Raw genomic sequence first — 15,675 nt, forward strand, 5'->3', positions numbered from 1 at the left:
TCACAGGCTTCATGACGTGCGGGCTGATCCAAGTGGCCCGGCCCGAGACGCGCCGCTCAGGCACTTTCGCGCCCCAATGTCCGGCAGAGGATCAGCACGGGAATCAGACCGAAGGCGACCAGCGCCAGTGACGGCACCGCCGCCTCGCGCAACCGCTCGTCAGCGGCGAGGCGGTAGGCCTGAACCGCAAGCGTCTCGAAGTTGAAAGGATGCAGGATCAATGTCGCGGGCAATTCCTTCATCACGTCGACAAAGACGATCAGAAGCGCCGTCAGCACCGACGTGCGCGCCACCGGCAGGTGCACCCGCCACAGCAGACGCCCCGCGCCCTGCCCAAGGCTGCGCGCGATGGCGTCGTAGTGGGCAGGTACCGTGGCCATCCCGCTGTCATAGGCGTTGAGCGCCGCAGCCATGAAGCGCGCCATATAGGCCATGACCATCAGCCAGATCGAGCCCGTGATGAGCAGCCCCGTATCAATCCCGAAATTAGCCTCCATGAAACTGTCGATCGCATTGTCCAACCCTGCCAGAGGCACCATCAGACCGACCGCGATGACACCGCCCGGCACCGCATAGCCAAGGCCCGCGCCCACGACGAGGCCGCGCGATGTACGGCTGGGACGGGTGCGTGCGCGAAACCCGATCAGGATCGCGCCGAGGACCGTCAGCACCGATGCGACCATCGCCAACAGCACCGAATTGCTCATCAGGTCGATATAGCGGCCCTGCAGGATGTTCTGCCCCGACCCCCAAGCCATGACGCTCAGCATCACCGCCGGGATCAAAAAGCCGACCAGAACCGGCAGAAGGCATATGGCGACCGCGCCCCACGCCCGCCAGCCCGTCAGGCGCGGCTTGGCCAGCACCTCGAAGCGCGCGCCACCGCGTCCCGCACGCCGCACGCGGCCCCGCTGCGCGCGCTCGAGCCCTGCCAGCAACAGCGCAAACGTCAGAAGGCAAAGCGCCAGTTGCGCCGCCGCCGCGCGATCCCCAAGGCTGAACCATGCCTGATAGATCCCCGTGGCAAAGGTCTGCACGTTGAAGAAGGCGACAGTGCCGAAATCGGCAATTGTCTCCATCACCACAAGCAATGTGCCCCCCACGATTGCTGGCCGCGCCATCGGCAGGGCCACCGCCCAGAACGCCGCAAGCGGCGCGCGGCCCAGCGTGCGCGCGACCAGAAAGGCGTTCGAGCTTTGCTGGCGAAAGGACGCGCGCGCCAATAGATAGACATAAGGATAAAGCACCATGGTCAGCATCACTGCCGCGCCCCCGAGGCTGCGGATCTCGGGAAACCAGTAGTCGCGCGGCCCCAAGCCCGTCACGCTGCGCAGCAGCGTCTGCACGGGGCCGGGATGATCCAGCAGTGAGGTGTAGGCATAGGCCAGCACATAGGCAGGAAAGGCCAGCGGCAGCGCCAGCGCGATTTCAAGCCAGCGCACCCCCGGAAAGCGGTAGACAGTGACCAGCCATGCCGTCGACGTGCCAATGATGGCCGCGCCGCTGCCCACGATCACCACCAGAGCGAGCGTTGTCGCCGTGTAGCGCGGCAACACCGACGACAGCACATCGCGCCACGTTGCCAGATCGCCAGTGAAGGCCGCGAGCGCCGCTGCGAAAATAGGTGCCACGCATAGCGCCGCGACAAGCCACGCCAGCCGGTACATCAACCGTTCTGTCACGAAAACGCCCCCTGCCGCCCGGCGTCTATGCCTGAGCGTTTTGATCACTAATACCGCCGGTGCTGGGGGTCAAGCAACGCAGCGCCGCAGGCGCGCACAGACTAACGGCCGGACACGCATCGAAATTCCGGCGCGGCCGCGCGAGGCCCAGCGCCCTTTTGTTCCGGCCGACTTGCCCCTTACCGGAACGGCAGCCTTTACATGCGCCCGGAATTGGAACACCTTTCTCGTCATCGCGAAGGTGGCGCCACAAGTTCGGCAGCGACCGCGACCAAGATCTGGGAGAAAATCATGAAAACACTTCGACACCTCGCAACGGCGTCGGCGACCGCGCTCTTGATGGGCGCAGCCACGCTGGCGCCCGCGCAGACGCTCAACTTCGCCTATGACGCGGACCCGTCTCGCTCGACCCGCACGAGCAGCTGTCCGGCGGCACCTTGCAGCTGAGCCACATGGTCTTTGACCCGCTCGTGCGCTGGAACAAGGATCTGGGCTTCGATGGCCGCCTTGCCAGCGACTGGGAGCGCGTCGACGACACCACCATGCGCTTCAATCTGCGCGAGGGCGTCACGTTCCACTCGGGCAACGATATGACCGCCGAAGACGTCGTCTGGACCATCGAGCGCCTGAAATCCTCGGCTGATTTCAAGGGCATTTTTTCGGGCTGGACGTCCGTCGAGGCAATCGACGACTACACCGTCGAGATCAAGACCGACGGGCCGAGCCCGCTGGTTTTGCACACCGCGACCTATGTCTTCCCCCTCGACAAGGAGTTCTATGAGGAAGGCGGCGCCGAGATCGCCAAGCATGGCGACAGCTTTGCCTCCAAGAACATCTCGGGCACCGGCCCCTTCACCGTCACCGAGCGTGAGCAGGGCGTCAGGATGGTGTTCAAGCGCAATCCCGATTACTGGGACGAGGAGAGCCCCGGCAACGTGCAGACGGCGATCCTGACGCCGATCAAGGAAGCGCCAACCCGCGTTGCGGCGCTTTTGTCGGGCGATGTCGATTTCATCGCGCCCGTTCCGCCCACCGACCTTGAGCGCATCGATGACAACGAGGAGACAAACCTCATCACGATGTCGGGCACGCGTATCATCACGCTGCAACTCAACGGCAATCGGAACGAGGCACTGGCCGATCCCAAGGTCCGTCTGGCCATGGACCATGCCATCTACAATGAAGGCATCGTCGAAAAGATCATGAAGGGTTTCGGCACCGTTGCGGCGCAGAATTCGCCCGAAGGGTATCTGGGCCACAACCCGGACCTGCTACCGCGCTTCGACGTGGAAAAGGCCCGCGCCCTGATGGAAGAGGCAGGTTATGCCGAAGGCTTCACAGCCACCATGATGTGCCCCAACAACCGCTACGTGAACGACTACAAGATTTGCGAAGCGGCAGCGGCCATGCTGGCCCAGATCAAGATCAAGGTCGATCTGACCACCATGCCCAAGGCGCAGTACTGGCCCAAGTTCGACGAGCGCGCGGCAGACATCATGATGATCGGCTGGCATGCCGATACCGAGGATTCGGCCAACTTCTACGAGTTCCTCAACATGACGCCCGACGCCGACACCGGCAAAGGCCAGTATAACTCAGGCGGTTATTCCAACGCCAAGGTCGACGAGCTGACCATGGCGTCGCTGACCGAAACCGATCCGGACAAGCGCGCCGAGATGCTGCAAGAGGTCGAGCAGATCCTTTATGACGATGCGGCCTATATTCCGCTGCATTGGCAAGACCTTGCATGGGCCGCCCGCGATGGCGTCGACATCGAACCGGTCCTCAACGTGATGAATTTCCCCTACCTGGGCGATCTCGTCATCGAAGACTAAGGCTGTCTGGCGGGCCGGAAATTTCCGGCCCGCCGCTGCGTCACCCTGCCCCTTGGGATTGACGCTCGCCCCAACCCGGCCTAGACGGCGCCGGATCTTCGGGCCTCCATGCCATCCGCGCCCCCTCCAGCAGCCGCCAGAGACGCATACACATCATGCATATCATCGCATTCCTCATCCGGCGCGTCATTCAGGCCGTGATCGTGATGTTCGTCATCTCGCTCATCGGATTTTCGATCCAGGACAATCTGGGCGATCCCTTGCGCGAACTCGTCGGCCAGTCCGTGGCAGAGGCCGATCGTGACATACTGCGCGAGGAATTGGGACTGAACGACAGCTTCATCGTGCAATACGGCCGATTTCTCGGCAACGCCGTGCAGGGCGATCTGGGCACCTCCTACTTCTTCAAGCGGCCCGCCCTCGACGTGATCATGGATAAATTCCCCGCGACGTTCGAGCTGGTCCTCGGCTCCGTCGTGATCTTTCTCGCACTCAGTATTCCCGGCGGCATCTATTGCGCCATCAACCGCGAAAAGTGGCTGGCCAAGACGATCATGACCGCCTCGATCGTGGGCATTTCAGTGCCGGTCTTCCTGACCGCGATCCTGCTGGTCTGGCTTTTTGGGGTCGAGCTTCAGTGGTTGCCCGCCTTCGGGCGCGGCGACACGCTCGAACTGCCTTGGGGCTGGGACACCGGCTTTTTGACATGGGATGGCCTGGCGCATCTCATCTTGCCGTCAATCGCGCTCAGCTCGATCATGTTGCCGCTCTTCATCCGCCTCATCCGCGCCGAGATGATGGAGGCGATGAGCACCGATTATGTCCGCTTTGCCCGCGCCAAGGGCCTGAGCACGCCGCGCGTGCGCTACGTCCATGCGTTTCGCAACACACTCTTGCCCGTCGTGACGGTGGGCGGTCTGATGATCGGCACACTCATCGCCTACACGATCCTGACCGAGACCGTGTTCCAGTGGCCGGGCATGGGCTTTCTCTTTCTCGAGGCGGTAAACCGCGTCGATACCCCGCTCATCATCGCCTACATCATTGTCGTCGGGCTGATCTTTGTCGTGGTCAACACCATCGTCGATTTTGTCTACACACTCATCAATCCGATGGTCAAACTTCCGGGGGCCAAGTCATGATCACCTGGCAGGGATTTCTCAGACGCTTCGCCTCCGATCCCGTGGCCATTGGCGCGGCTATCGTGCTTGCGTTCATGATCATCATGGCCGTTTTCGCGCCCTTCATCGCGCCGCAGAACCCATACGACCTGATGCAACTCAACATCATGGACAGCGAGATGCCCCCTTCCTGGCGCGAGGGCGGAGACGAGCGGTTCTGGCTTGGCACCGATGCGCAGGGGCGCGGCGTCTTTTCGACCATTCTCTACGGCACGGGCATCAGCCTCATCATCGGCATTGGCGCCGTCATCGTGCAGGGCATCCTTGGCGTCACGCTGGGACTTTGGGCAGGCTACAGGGGCGGCTGGGTCGACAGCTTCCTGATGCGCATGGCGGACATCCAGATGTCCCTGTCGACGCTGATGATCGCCATCATCGCGCTGGCCCTCTTTCAGGCCGCCTTCGACGCCAACATCTACGCCGACTACGCGATCTTCATGCTGATCCTCATCATCGGCGTGGCCGAATGGCCGAAATTCGCGCGCACGGTGCGGTCTTCGGTGCTGGGCGAAAAAAACAAGGAATACGTGGACGCCGCCCGCGTGATCGGCCTGCCCCCGCGCAAGGTGATGTGGGGCCATATCCTGCCCAATACGATGACGCCGATTCTTGTCATCTCGACCATCCAGGTTGCCGAGGCAATCATGACCGAGGCGGCGCTCAGCTTCCTTGGCCTGGGCATGCCCACGGACAAGCCGTCGCTGGGCTCGCTCATCCGGTCGGGCTTTGAATTCATCTTCTCGGGGAGTTGGTGGATCACGCTCTACCCGGCGATCGTGCTGGTCACGCTGGTGCTTGCGCTCAACCTGCTGGGCGACTGGCTGCGCGACGTGCTGAACCCGAAACTGCGCCGGGGGGACGACTGATGCCACTTCTTGAAATCAAGGATCTGCACGTCGCCTTTCCGCGCGGCAAGAAGGGCGAAGTCGAGGCGCTGCGCGGGGTCGACATGGTGCTGGAAAAGGGCCAGCGCCTCGGCGTCGTAGGCGAATCCGGCGCGGGCAAGTCCATGCTCGCCTTCGCCATCCTCAACCTCATCGCCGAGCCGGGCCGCGTCACCCAAGGCTCCGTCACCTTCGACGGGCAGAACCTTCTGACCCTTTCCGAGCGGCAGATCCGCCGCATTCGCGGCAATCGCGTCTCGATGATCTTTCAGGATCCCATGGTCACGCTCAACCCGGTGCTCAGCATCGGCCAGCAGATGATCGAAACGCTCAAGGCGCATCGCAGCATTTCCACCCGCGAGGCGCACCGCCTGAGCGTGGAGAAGTTGAAACTGGTCGCCATCCCCTCGGCCGAGAGCCGGATGGATGCCTACCCGCACGAGCTTTCGGGCGGGCTGCGTCAGCGCGTCGTGATCGCCATCGCCCTGCTGACCGATCCCGAGCTTATCATCGCGGACGAGCCGACAACGGCGCTGGATGTGACCATCCAAGCCGAGATCATGTCACTGATCCTGCGCCTGTGCCGCGAGAATGACGTGGCGCTGATGCTCATAACGCATGATCTGGGGGTCGTCGCCGAGGTGACCGAGCGCATCATGATCATGTATGCGGGCAAATGCGTCGAGACCGGGCGCACCCGCGATATCATTAACGCGCCCAAGCATCCTTATGCTGTCGGTCTGCTCAAGGCCCTGCCGCAGAACTCGACCCGTGGCGCGAAACTCTACCAGATCCCCGGCTCCATGCCGCCCATCACCAACCTGCCGTCGGGCTGCCCCTACCATCCGCGCTGCGAGCGGGCGACAGACGTGTGCCGTGCGACCATGCCCCCGCTCGAGCATGGTGTTGCCTGCTTTCACCCGATGCACGAGGGCGCCGCATCGGGCGGCGTGGCCGAGGACGCGGAGACCGCAAGATGATCGATCCCAAATCCACACCCATCGTGGAAACCCGCGGCCTCGAGATGCGTTTCAAGCTGCCGACGCATTTTCTGAGCCGGGAGACGCCCGTGCTCCACGCCCTTTCGGGCGTCGATGTGCAAATTCAGAAAGGCGAGACATTTTGCGTCGTCGGCGAGTCGGGCTGCGGCAAGACCACCCTAGGCCGCGCCATCATGGGCCTGCTGACACCCTCGGCGGGCGAGATCTATTTCGAAGGCAAGCGCATAGACACAATGGACGAGCCCGAGCGCAAGCCGATCCGCGCCGACATGCAGATGGTGTTCCAGAATCCATATGCGTCGCTCAACCCGCGCCGCAACGTGTTCCAGACCCTGGCCGAGCCGATCCGCCATCTGATGCCGGGCAAATCCGGGGCAGACGTTCGTGCGCAGGTCGAGGCCGTGCTGGATGCCACTGGCTGCGACCAAAGCTGGCAGCGCAAACTGCCGCATGAGTTCTCGGGCGGCCAGCGCCAGCGCATCGCCATCGCGCGCGCGCTGGTGACGAACCCCGCGTTCATCGTCGCGGACGAGCCGATTTCGGCGCTTGACGTGTCGATCCAGGCGCAGATCCTCAACCTGCTCAATGACCTTCAGGACGAGCGTGATCTGACCTACATGTTCATCACGCATGACCTCAGCGTGGTCGAGCATTTCGGTGATCGCGTCGCGGTCATGTATCTGGGTCAGGTCATGGAACTGGCGCAAACGGATGCGATCTTTGCCGAACCCAAGCATCCCTACACACAGCTTCTGCTCGATGCGATCCCCCGGCTTGAGGGCGGATCATTCGATGCGCCGCGCGAGCCGGGCGAGTTGCCCGATCCGGTCAATCCGCCGCCGGGCTGCCCGTTTGCGCCGCGTTGCCCCATCGCGCAGGACATCTGCCGCGCCGAGCGCCCGCAGCTGCGCCCCGTCGGGAACAGAGGCACCATGGCGGCGTGTCATTTGGCCGAGTGACAAGGGGTTACCTCATTACACAAAGGCGCGCCCATGTTCTGCGCGCAAATGCGACATCTTGCTTGGGGAATGAGCTTATGCACCGCGCAGACTGATGTCCGCGCGCGCCACCGCCGTTGCCTTTAGAACCGCGTAACAAGCCGTGCCGGGCGCTAGCCCAAGCTCGTCCATCGCGTCCCCGGTGATCCGCGCCAAGAGACGGTCCTGCCCGAGGCGCAGCGATACGGCGACGCCCGGCCCCTCCCCGCGATGCACCGCCTCGACCACAGCGGGCAGGATATTGCGCGACGACAGGCCGACGGGCCGCTCGAGCGCGACAAGAACATCCTGCGCCAATATCCTGATCCGAACGGAGGTGCCGACCTCGGCGCTGACCCCCGGCAGGCGCAAATCGCCGCCACTGACGACAAGACGGCTCAGGCCGTTCGGATTGCTCTCGGCCACGCGCGCCATCAGGACCGAGCCGGCCTCGCGCACCCCGATCATGGGCACCATCAGCGGATCGCTCAGCACCTCGGTGACGCCGCCGGCGCATACCACGCGCCCGTCTCGCAAAACCACGATACGGTCCGCGAGCCGCGCGATTTCAGCCATCGCATGGGTGATGTACACGATGGGCACGCCGCGCCCGGAGTCGCCGGGCCGTCCGCTCCCAGAGTCGCGTAGCCGTTCCAGATAGGGCAGGATCTCATCCTTGCGGGGGCCGTCGAGCGCCGCCAGAGGCTCGTCCATCAGCAGCAGGCGTGGCCGCATGGCCAGCGCGCGCGCGATGGCGACGCGCTGCTTTTCGCCGCCCGAAAGGCTTGCGGGATACCGCCCCATCAGCGCGCCGATGCCAAGCGTCCGCTCAATCACCTCCGCCTCCAGCCCCGCCGCGCCAGAGGGCGCATAGCGCGCCCCGAACGCGATATTCTGTGCCACCGTCAGATGCGGAAAAAGTCGCCCGTCCTGAAAGACGACACCGATGCGGCGCCGGGCTGGTGGCAGGCAGAGGTCGCCCTGCCGATCAAAAAGCGTCTCTGCGCCCAGTGCGATCCGGCCCTCCTGCGGCGTGAGCAGCCCTGCGACCGCCTTGGCGATCGTCGTCTTGCCCGACCCCGAGGGACCAAAAAGCGCGGTCACGCCCGGACCCGCCTCGAACGCCGCTTCCAGCGCAAAATCACCCATGCGGTGCCTGATATCGACGCTCAACCTCATGCGGCGATCCTCGCCGCCATACGCCGCGCCAGCCATTCGGACATCAGAACTGCCCCGACGGACAGCACGAGCGCGGCAATGACGAGCCGTATCGCAGAGCCCTCGCCACCCGGCACCTGCAAGAAGGCGTAGATGGCCGAAGGAAGGGTCTGCGTCTCGCCCGGAATATTGGCGACAAAGGTGATGGTGGCGCCAAATTCGCCCATCGCCTTGGCAAATCCCATGACCATACCGGCCAGCACACCCGGCGCGATCAGCGGCAGCGTCACGCGGCAAAAGACCGACCAGCGCCCCGCACCCAGCGTCGCGGCTGCTTCCTCCAGTCCGGGATCGACTGCCTCGATCGACAGGCGGATGGCGCGCACCATCAGGGGAAACCCCATGACCGCAGCCGCCAGTGCCGCACCCGTCCAGCGAAAGGCCAGAACGATACCGATCTCGGCCAGCGCGCCGCCCACCCAGCCACTGCGCCCGAATGTCAGCAGCAGCAGGTAGCCCGTCACGACCGGTGGCAAAACCAGCGGCAGATGCACCAGCGCGCTCAGCGCCGCGTGGCCCCAGAACTGCCGCCGTGCCAGCACCCATGCCACAGCGATGGCAAACGGCAGACTGAATGCGACCGCGATGGCCGACACCTGCAGCGACAGCATCACGGCATCGCGTGCGGCCGCATCCAGCATCAGGGCAGCGGCTGCAATGTCGCAAACCCATGCGCGGCAAAGATATCTCTCGCCTCGGCGGTTTGCAGGAATGTGATGAAGCGCGCTCCGGCATCCGTGAGCGCGGCGGCGGGATAGGTGATCGGATCGTGCATCTGCGCCGGCACGGTATAGAGCACACGCACCCCCGCCTCGGCGGCGGCATCGGTGGCATAGACGACACCCAAGGGCGCCTCGCCCCGCGCGACCAGCGCCAGCGCGGCGCGAACGTTGTCCGTCTCGGCAAGGTGCGGGCGCAGCGCATCCCAAAGACCCGCCGCCTCAAGCCATTGGCGCCCATAGATGCCCGCCGGAATGCCCGCCGTCTGGCCGATGGCGATGCGCCCGCCATCCAGCCGGGCGGTAACGCTGGCGATGGTGACAGCATCCAGGTCCGGGGTATCCTCGGGAGCAATCAGCACCAGAGTGTTGCCGAGCAACCCGATGCGGCTTGCCGAATCGACCGCGCCTTCCGCCTCCAGCCAGTCCATCCAGTCGAGATTGGCAAGGATGACGGCATCTGCAGGCGCGCCATCTGCGATCTGCCGGGCGATCATTCCGCTCCCGCCGACGGACACGCGCGCGCCGCCGGGATAAACCTCGGCCAGATCCGACAGCACCCCTTGCAGCGACGCCGCCGCAAAAACAGTGGCGGGCGCGTCGGCATGTGCGCGCAGTGGCAGCAGCATTGCCACCGAGCAGGCGGCCCAGGCCAGCACAAAACTGAGGCGGATCAACACGATACACCAGCGCATGTCACATCCCTTCGCCCGTGCACTGCCGCCACAAGACCGTCATTCCACCCAAAAGCAGACCACAGAGCGCGCCGGATAGTTGTTTTTTCGGTATCTTAACAATATATAGTATAGACAAGGCAGTAAATACCTACAGCCCCGTTACAACGACCGACTTACCGAATTGACCCCGAGCAGCAGCACAAGACAGAATTATAAGGTGAGCATGAACTCTCCCATGGCTCTTGAGCCAATAAATCTGAGCGACGCTCACAAGAGCGACGTGCGCACCCAATTTGGTGCACTTTGCTTCCGTATGCGACGCGGCAAGCCTGAGGTTCTGCTTGTCACCAGCCGAGGCACCGGGCGCTGGATCGTGCCCAAGGGGTGGCCGATGGATGGCAAGACACCAGCACAGGCCGCCGAAATCGAAGCATGGGAAGAAGCGGGCGTGCGCGGCCGTGTTTTCGAACGTTGCCTTGGCCTCTACTCCTACCGCAAGGCGCTTGAGGATGGCGACGATCTGCCCTGCGTGACCATGATCTATGCCCTCAAGGTCCGCGAAATGACCGACGATTATCCAGAGGCATTCGAGCGCAAGCGCAAATGGCTGCGCCCCCAAAAGGCCGCGGCGCTCGTGGACGAGCCCGATTTGGCGTATCTGATCGCCAATTTTGATCCTCGGCAAGTCATGGCCTGACAGCAAGTCATGGCCTGATTTACCGGGCAGTTGCGGTCGCAAAACGGTTGCGCTGCGTCATTTGCTTGAACTAACGCAGTTTGCAGCCAAAGACCGTGTAGCCTCTGTTGAGCCTTGGAAAGATGATAAAATTTTCTTTGAAATGTGCGCAAGGGCACCAATTTGACAGCTGGTTCCAGTCTGCGGATGCCTATGACACGCTCGCCGCGCGCAAGATGGTCGCCTGCGCGATCTGCGGCGCCACGGATGTCGAAAAATCCGTGATGGCGCCCAGCGTCCGCGCTGGACGCGGCGAGGCGGCAGACCCCGACCAGCGCCACAGCCTGAGCGCGCCCGCGACCCCCGCCGAGCAGGCGATGGCCGAGTTGCGCCGCAAGGTCGAGGCGCATTCGGATTATGTCGGCACCGATTTCGTCAATCAGGCAAGGCAGATGCACGAGGGCGAAACCCCCTCAAGGCCGATCCATGGCGAGGCCAAGCTGACCGAGGCCCGCAAGCTGATCGAGGATGGCGTGCCCGTCCTGCCCCTGCCGTTCCGCACATCCCGCAAGGTGAATTGATGCCGCACGCCGGACCACCGCAAGCTGGACAGTCGGCGCATAGAATGGTTCTTGGCAGTAACTCCAGAAAACAGGTGCGCAATGACCGGCGAGCATGACCTCAAACGCCTCTTGGCCGAAATGTCGCCGGTTCTTGACCCCGAAACCTATGTCTTTGCCACTCTGCCGGATCGCAACATCCCGCCCGGCCTTGCCCCGCGCATGACCATGCAGGAGGGCGAGGGCCTGACGATCATAGTGACCGAGACTGAGGCCAAGGCCGCAGGGCTGGACCACGTGTTTGCCTGCCGCATGATTACCTTGGATGTCCACTCGGCCCTTGATGCCGTCGGCTTTCTGTCCAAGGTCACGACGCGGCTCGCGGTCCTTGGGATGGGCGTCAATCCCGTTGCGGGCTATTACCACGACCATCTTTTTGTGCCGACGGATCGCGCCGAGGACGCAATGACAGCCCTTGGCGAAATGGTGCGAGAGGCGTCCGGATATGGGCGTGTGCGGCGCTCCGACTGACCGTGGCAGGCCTCAAGTTCCACGTCTTTGACCTGTGGCATCAGATTCAGGCTATGTCTGTATCCTTCACATTTTGCACTGCGCTCCGCCAAAGCGGTGATCCATCGTTTCGGCGGAGCCATTTGTCGCTGCTCTTGCTCTCGGACCTCGCGCCGCGTAAACCGCCTGCGAACATATCCAAGGGACACTTTACATGCCCGTTCTCGTGATGAAATTCGGTGGCACCTCCGTCGCCAACCCCGACCGCATCCGCCGCGCTGCCAAGCGCGTCGGCGTCGAGGTGGCCAAGGGCTATGACGTCATAGTCATCGTTTCGGCCATGTCGGGCAAGACAAACGAACTGGTCGGTTGGGTGAACGAGACATCGCCGCTCTATGATGCGCGCGAATATGACGCCGTGGTTTCGTCGGGTGAAAATGTCACGGCGGGGCTGATGGCGCTCACCTTGCAGGAAATGGATATCCCCGCGCGCAGCTGGCAGGGCTGGCAGGTGCCGGTCAAGACCACGACCGCGCATAGCGCCGCCCGGATCGAAGACATTCCGCCCGAGAACATCATGGCCAAGTTTGCCCAAGGCATGCGCGTCGCCGTCGTCGCCGGGTTTCAGGGCATCAGCCCCGAGGGCCGCATCACCACGCTGGGCCGGGGCGGCTCGGATACCACCGCGGTGGCCTTTGCCGCCGCAATGGGCGCCGAGCGCTGCGACATCTACACCGATGTGGACGGCGTCTATACCACCGATCCGCGCATCTCGTCCAAGGCGCGCAAGCTGGACCGCATCGCCTTCGAGGAGATGCTGGAACTCGCCAGCCTTGGCGCAAAGGTTCTGCAAACCCGCTCGGTCGAGCTGGCGATGCGCTACAACGTCAGGCTGCGCGTGCTCAGCAGTTTCGAGGAACAATCAGATGACGCCGGCACCCTTGTCTGCGCCGAGGAGGAAATCATGGAATCCAATGTTGTGACCGGCATCGCCTATTCCCGCGACGAGGCCAAGATGACCCTTCTGTCCGTGGCGGACCGCCCCGGCATCGCCGCCGCCATTTTCGGGCCGCTCAGCGATGCGGGCGTCAATGTCGACATGATCATCCAGAACATCTCGGAAGACGGGCAGACCGATATGACCTTTTCCTGCCCCACCGATCAGGTGATGCGCGCTGAAAAGGCGATGAAGGATGCGGTGGCCGCGGGCCAGATCGAGTATGGCGACCTCATGGCCGACACCGATGTGGCCAAGGTGTCGGCAGTGGGCATCGGCATGCGCAGCCAGTCGGGCGTGGCCGCACAGATGTTCAAGACGCTCAGCGATGAAGGCATCAACATCAAGGTCATATCGACCTCCGAGATCAAGATTTCCGTGCTGATCGACAGGAAATACATGGAACTCGCCGTGCAGGCGCTGCATGATGCGTTTCAGTTGGACAAGGCGGGCTGAGCCGATCGGCCCTCCTCTCCTGACAGACACGGTGGATAGGCGATACGCTGATGAGCCATGAGTTCCACACCGACAGCCGCCAGATGCTGGGCCGCCTGCGCGCCGTCATGGCCGAGGATGCAGCCGGGCAGGCGCGGCTCGACCAGATCACGCATCTGATCGCCGAGGAAATGCGAATCGAGGTCTGCTCGATCTACCTTTTCCGCGACGAGGACACGCTGGAGCTGTGCGCGACCGAGGGTCTCAATGCCTCCGCCGTGCATGAAACCCGCATGAGGCTGGGCGAGGGGCTTGTGGGGCGCGTGGCGCGCACGGGCCAGGTCATCAACACCGACGATGCGCCCAGCACACGGGGCTTTCGTTTCATGCCGGAAACCGGCGAAGAGCGGTATTCGTCCTTCATGGGCGTGCCGATCCAGCGCCTCGGCGAAAAGCTGGGCGTGCTGGTGGTGCAGTCCAAGGATGCGCGCACCTTTTCCGAAGAGGAAATCTATGCCGTCGAGGTGATCGCAATGGTCTTGGCCGAAATGGCCGAGCTGGGCGCCTTTATCGGCGAGGGCGCCGCCATGTCGGCGCGCCACCAAAATCCGGTCCTCTTTCGCGGCTCCACCGCGCAGGAGGGGACGGCACGGGGCCATGTCTGGCTTCACGAGCCGCGCGTCGTTGTCACCAACCTCATCGCCGAAGATCCCACCCGCGAGTTGGAGCGCCTCAATGAGGCGGTCGACGAGTTGCGTGTGGGTGTCGACCGCATGCTCACCAGCGCGCGCTTTGGCGACAAGGACCAGCTCGAAGTGCTCGAAGCCTACCGGATGTTCGCCAACTCCAAAGGCTGGATGCGCCGGATGGAGCAGGATATCGAGCGCGGCCTGTCTGCCGAGGCCGCCGTAGAGAAAGAGCAATCGACCGCCCGCGCGCGCTTGGGACAGGTTGCTGACGCGTATTTGCGCGACCGCCTGCATGACCTTGACGATCTCAGCAATCGCCTGCTGCGTATTCTGACCGGCCAAGGCAATGAGACGGGCGCCGAAATGCCCGCCGATCCCATCCTGATCGCGCGCAATATCGGCCCGGCCGAGCTGCTGGATTATGGCCGCAGCCTGAAGGGGATCGTGCTGGAGGAGGGATCGGTCGGCAGCCATGCCACCATCGTCGCCCGCGCACTGGCCATCCCTTTGGTGATCCACGCCAAGAACATCACCACCGAAGCGCTGAATGGGGATCCTATTCTGGTGGACGGCGATCAGGGCGTCGTCCATCTGCGCCCTGACGACACCGTATTCAACGCCTTCAGCGACAAGATGGCGATGCAGGCCAAGGCGCAGGAGCGCTATGCTTCGATCCGGGACAAGCCTGCAACGACGCTTTGCAAGCGGACTTTGTCGCTCTCGATGAATGCCGGGCTGATGGCCGATCTGCCCAGCCTTGAAGGCTCGGGCGCGGATGGCGTTGGCCTCTTCCGGACCGAGCTTCAGTTTCTCGTGCGCTCAAAGATGCCAAAGCGGGCCGAGCTGAGCGAGCTTTATGCGCGCGTCATGGACGCCGCGAAGGGCCGCGACGTTGTCTTTCGCACGCTCGACATCGGCTCGGACAAGGTGCTGCCCTACATGAAGGCCACCGACGAGCCAAACCCCGCCCTTGGCTGGCGCGCGATCCGCGTCGGCCTCGACAAGCCGGGCGTGATGCGGATGCAGCTTCAGGCGCTCATTCGGGGTGCAAACGGGCGGCCCCTGTCGATCATGTTCCCCTTTGTCGCCCAGCGAGAAGAGTTCGATGCAGGCCGCGCCGAAATGGACAAGGCGATGGAGCGCGAGCGTATTTTGGGCCACCCCCTGCCCGAAACGCTGAAACTGGGTGCGATGCTGGAAACACCCAGCCTCGCCTACGCGCCCGATCAATTCTATCGCAGCGTCGATTTCCTCTCGATCGGGGGCAACGATCTCAAACAGTTCTTCTTTGCCGCCGACCGCGAGAACGAGCGTGTGAGACGCCGATATGACACGCTCAACGTCAGTTTCCTCACCTTTTTGCAAGGCATCGTCGAGCGCTGCCTGGCCACTGACACCCCGCTCAGCTTTTGCGGCGAGGATGCGGGCCGCCCGGTCGAGGCCGCGTGCCTTGCCGCCATCGGCATGCGCAGCCTTTCGATGCGGCCTGCCTCCATCGGACCGGTCAAGTCCATCCTGCGCCGCACCGATCTGAACGAGCTGCGCAGCGTAATTGACGCCGCCGGCCTGCGCGGCGATCAATCGGTGCGCGGCGCGGTGATGGAATATCTGCGCGAGAAGCTCTAGCGCACCGC

The 15,675-nt window shown here is 63.4% G+C and carries 15 protein-coding genes; 11 read left to right on the forward strand and 4 right to left on the reverse strand.

All coding sequences use genetic code 11. The annotated features are described in order from the left end of the window. Nucleotides 1–56: 56 nt before the first annotated feature. A complete protein-coding gene (locus tag V8352_RS15725) occupies nt 57–1,667 on the reverse strand; it encodes an ABC transporter permease (RefSeq protein WP_336425284.1) in 1,611 nt (536 codons plus the stop codon). Between the two features lie 306 nt (nt 1,668–1,973). Between V8352_RS15725 and V8352_RS15730 the strand changes: the two genes are divergently transcribed. The 6 genes from V8352_RS15730 to V8352_RS15755 all read left to right on the forward strand — a co-directional run bounded on the left by V8352_RS15730 (nt 1,974) and on the right by V8352_RS15755 (nt 7,542). Beyond that, nucleotides 1,974–2,129, forward strand: a complete 156-nt coding sequence (locus tag V8352_RS15730; RefSeq protein WP_336425251.1) for a hypothetical protein — start codon at nt 1,974–1,976, stop codon at nt 2,127–2,129. Further along, nucleotides 2,120–3,517 (forward strand): ABC transporter substrate-binding protein, encoded by a 1,398-nt coding sequence (locus tag V8352_RS15735; protein WP_336425252.1) that lies wholly within the window; start codon nt 2,120–2,122, stop codon nt 3,515–3,517. Before V8352_RS15730 ends, V8352_RS15735 begins: the two co-directional genes overlap by 10 nt. 155 nt (nt 3,518–3,672) lie before the next feature. Further along, nucleotides 3,673–4,659 (forward strand): ABC transporter permease, encoded by a 987-nt coding sequence (locus tag V8352_RS15740; protein ID WP_336425253.1) that lies wholly within the window; start codon nt 3,673–3,675, stop codon nt 4,657–4,659. Beyond that, nucleotides 4,656–5,564, forward strand: a complete 909-nt coding sequence (locus V8352_RS15745) for an ABC transporter permease (RefSeq protein WP_336425254.1) — start codon at nt 4,656–4,658, stop codon at nt 5,562–5,564. Before V8352_RS15740 ends, V8352_RS15745 begins: the two co-directional genes overlap by 4 nt. Then, nucleotides 5,564–6,562 (forward strand): ABC transporter ATP-binding protein, encoded by a 999-nt coding sequence (locus tag V8352_RS15750; protein WP_336425255.1) that lies wholly within the window; start codon nt 5,564–5,566, stop codon nt 6,560–6,562. The genes V8352_RS15745 and V8352_RS15750 overlap by 1 nt, the downstream gene beginning before the upstream one ends. Further along, complete coding sequence (locus V8352_RS15755; protein ID WP_336425256.1) at nt 6,559–7,542, forward strand: ABC transporter ATP-binding protein; 984 nt, start codon at nt 6,559–6,561, stop codon at nt 7,540–7,542. The genes V8352_RS15750 and V8352_RS15755 overlap by 4 nt, the downstream gene beginning before the upstream one ends. A 75-nt stretch (nt 7,543–7,617) precedes the next feature. Here the strand turns inward: V8352_RS15755 and modC are convergent, their stop codons facing one another. Genes modC through modA form a run of 3 tightly spaced genes read right to left on the reverse strand, consistent with a single transcriptional unit; the run spans nt 7,618 to nt 10,192 of the window. Further along, nucleotides 7,618–8,739 carry a molybdenum ABC transporter ATP-binding protein gene (gene modC / locus V8352_RS15760; protein WP_336425257.1) on the reverse strand — a complete coding sequence of 374 codons (1,122 nt, stop codon included), beginning with the start codon at nt 8,737–8,739 and terminating at the stop codon, nt 7,618–7,620. After that, nucleotides 8,736–9,419, reverse strand: coding sequence for a molybdate ABC transporter permease subunit (modB, locus tag V8352_RS15765; RefSeq protein WP_336425258.1), 684 nt, complete (start codon nt 9,417–9,419; stop codon nt 8,736–8,738). The genes modC and modB overlap by 4 nt, the downstream gene beginning before the upstream one ends. After that, nucleotides 9,419–10,192, reverse strand: coding sequence for a molybdate ABC transporter substrate-binding protein (gene modA, locus V8352_RS15770; protein ID WP_336425259.1), 774 nt, complete (start codon nt 10,190–10,192; stop codon nt 9,419–9,421). The genes modB and modA overlap by 1 nt, the downstream gene beginning before the upstream one ends. A gap of 217 nt (nt 10,193–10,409) precedes the next feature. On the opposite strand from modA, the gene V8352_RS15775 reads away from it, so the two are divergent. From V8352_RS15775 to ptsP, 5 genes are all read left to right on the forward strand, one after another. Further along, a complete protein-coding gene (locus V8352_RS15775) occupies nt 10,410–10,871 on the forward strand; it encodes an NUDIX hydrolase (RefSeq protein WP_336425285.1) in 462 nt (153 codons plus the stop codon). A 122-nt stretch (nt 10,872–10,993) separates the two neighbouring features. Further along, nucleotides 10,994–11,431, forward strand: a complete 438-nt coding sequence (locus V8352_RS15780; protein WP_336425260.1) for a DUF1178 family protein — start codon at nt 10,994–10,996, stop codon at nt 11,429–11,431. Nucleotides 11,432–11,512: 81 nt separating this feature from the next. Further along, nucleotides 11,513–11,941, forward strand: a complete 429-nt coding sequence (locus tag V8352_RS15785) for an ACT domain-containing protein (RefSeq protein ID WP_336425261.1) — start codon at nt 11,513–11,515, stop codon at nt 11,939–11,941. 193 nt (nt 11,942–12,134) lie between these two features. After that, nucleotides 12,135–13,373 (forward strand): aspartate kinase, encoded by a 1,239-nt coding sequence (locus tag V8352_RS15790; RefSeq protein ID WP_336425262.1) that lies wholly within the window; start codon nt 12,135–12,137, stop codon nt 13,371–13,373. Nucleotides 13,374–13,423: 50 nt separating this feature from the next. Further along, on the forward strand, nt 13,424–15,667 hold the full coding sequence (gene ptsP / locus V8352_RS15795; protein WP_336425263.1) for a phosphoenolpyruvate--protein phosphotransferase: 2,244 nt from the start codon (nt 13,424–13,426) through the stop codon (nt 15,665–15,667). The last annotated feature ends 8 nt before the right edge of the window (nt 15,668–15,675 follow it).

Origin of the sequence: Roseovarius sp. D0-M9 (assembly GCF_037083805.1) — a bacterium.
Taxonomy (GTDB): Bacteria; Pseudomonadota; Alphaproteobacteria; order Rhodobacterales; family Rhodobacteraceae; genus Roseovarius.

Excerpts from the sequence above, each read along its gene's own strand:
- V8352_RS15725 (WP_336425284.1), bottom strand. The coding sequence starts at position 1,667 with ATGTACCGGCTGGCGTGGCTTGTCGCGGCGCTATGCGTGGCACCTATT.
- V8352_RS15730 (WP_336425251.1), top strand. The coding sequence starts at position 1,974 with ATGAAAACACTTCGACACCTCGCAACGGCGTCGGCGACCGCGCTCTTG.
- V8352_RS15740 (WP_336425253.1), top strand. The coding sequence starts at position 3,673 with ATGCATATCATCGCATTCCTCATCCGGCGCGTCATTCAGGCCGTGATC.
- V8352_RS15745 (WP_336425254.1), top strand. The coding sequence starts at position 4,656 with ATGATCACCTGGCAGGGATTTCTCAGACGCTTCGCCTCCGATCCCGTG.
- V8352_RS15750 (WP_336425255.1), top strand. The coding sequence starts at position 5,564 with ATGCCACTTCTTGAAATCAAGGATCTGCACGTCGCCTTTCCGCGCGGC.
- V8352_RS15755 (WP_336425256.1), top strand. The coding sequence starts at position 6,559 with ATGATCGATCCCAAATCCACACCCATCGTGGAAACCCGCGGCCTCGAG.
- modC (WP_336425257.1), bottom strand. The coding sequence starts at position 8,739 with ATGAGGTTGAGCGTCGATATCAGGCACCGCATGGGTGATTTTGCGCTG.
- modB (WP_336425258.1), bottom strand. The coding sequence starts at position 9,419 with ATGCTGGATGCGGCCGCACGCGATGCCGTGATGCTGTCGCTGCAGGTG.
- modA (WP_336425259.1), bottom strand. The coding sequence starts at position 10,192 with ATGCGCTGGTGTATCGTGTTGATCCGCCTCAGTTTTGTGCTGGCCTGG.
- V8352_RS15775 (WP_336425285.1), top strand. The coding sequence starts at position 10,410 with ATGGCTCTTGAGCCAATAAATCTGAGCGACGCTCACAAGAGCGACGTG.
- V8352_RS15780 (WP_336425260.1), top strand. The coding sequence starts at position 10,994 with ATGATAAAATTTTCTTTGAAATGTGCGCAAGGGCACCAATTTGACAGC.
- V8352_RS15785 (WP_336425261.1), top strand. The coding sequence starts at position 11,513 with ATGACCGGCGAGCATGACCTCAAACGCCTCTTGGCCGAAATGTCGCCG.
- V8352_RS15790 (WP_336425262.1), top strand. The coding sequence starts at position 12,135 with ATGCCCGTTCTCGTGATGAAATTCGGTGGCACCTCCGTCGCCAACCCC.
- ptsP (WP_336425263.1), top strand. The coding sequence starts at position 13,424 with ATGAGCCATGAGTTCCACACCGACAGCCGCCAGATGCTGGGCCGCCTG.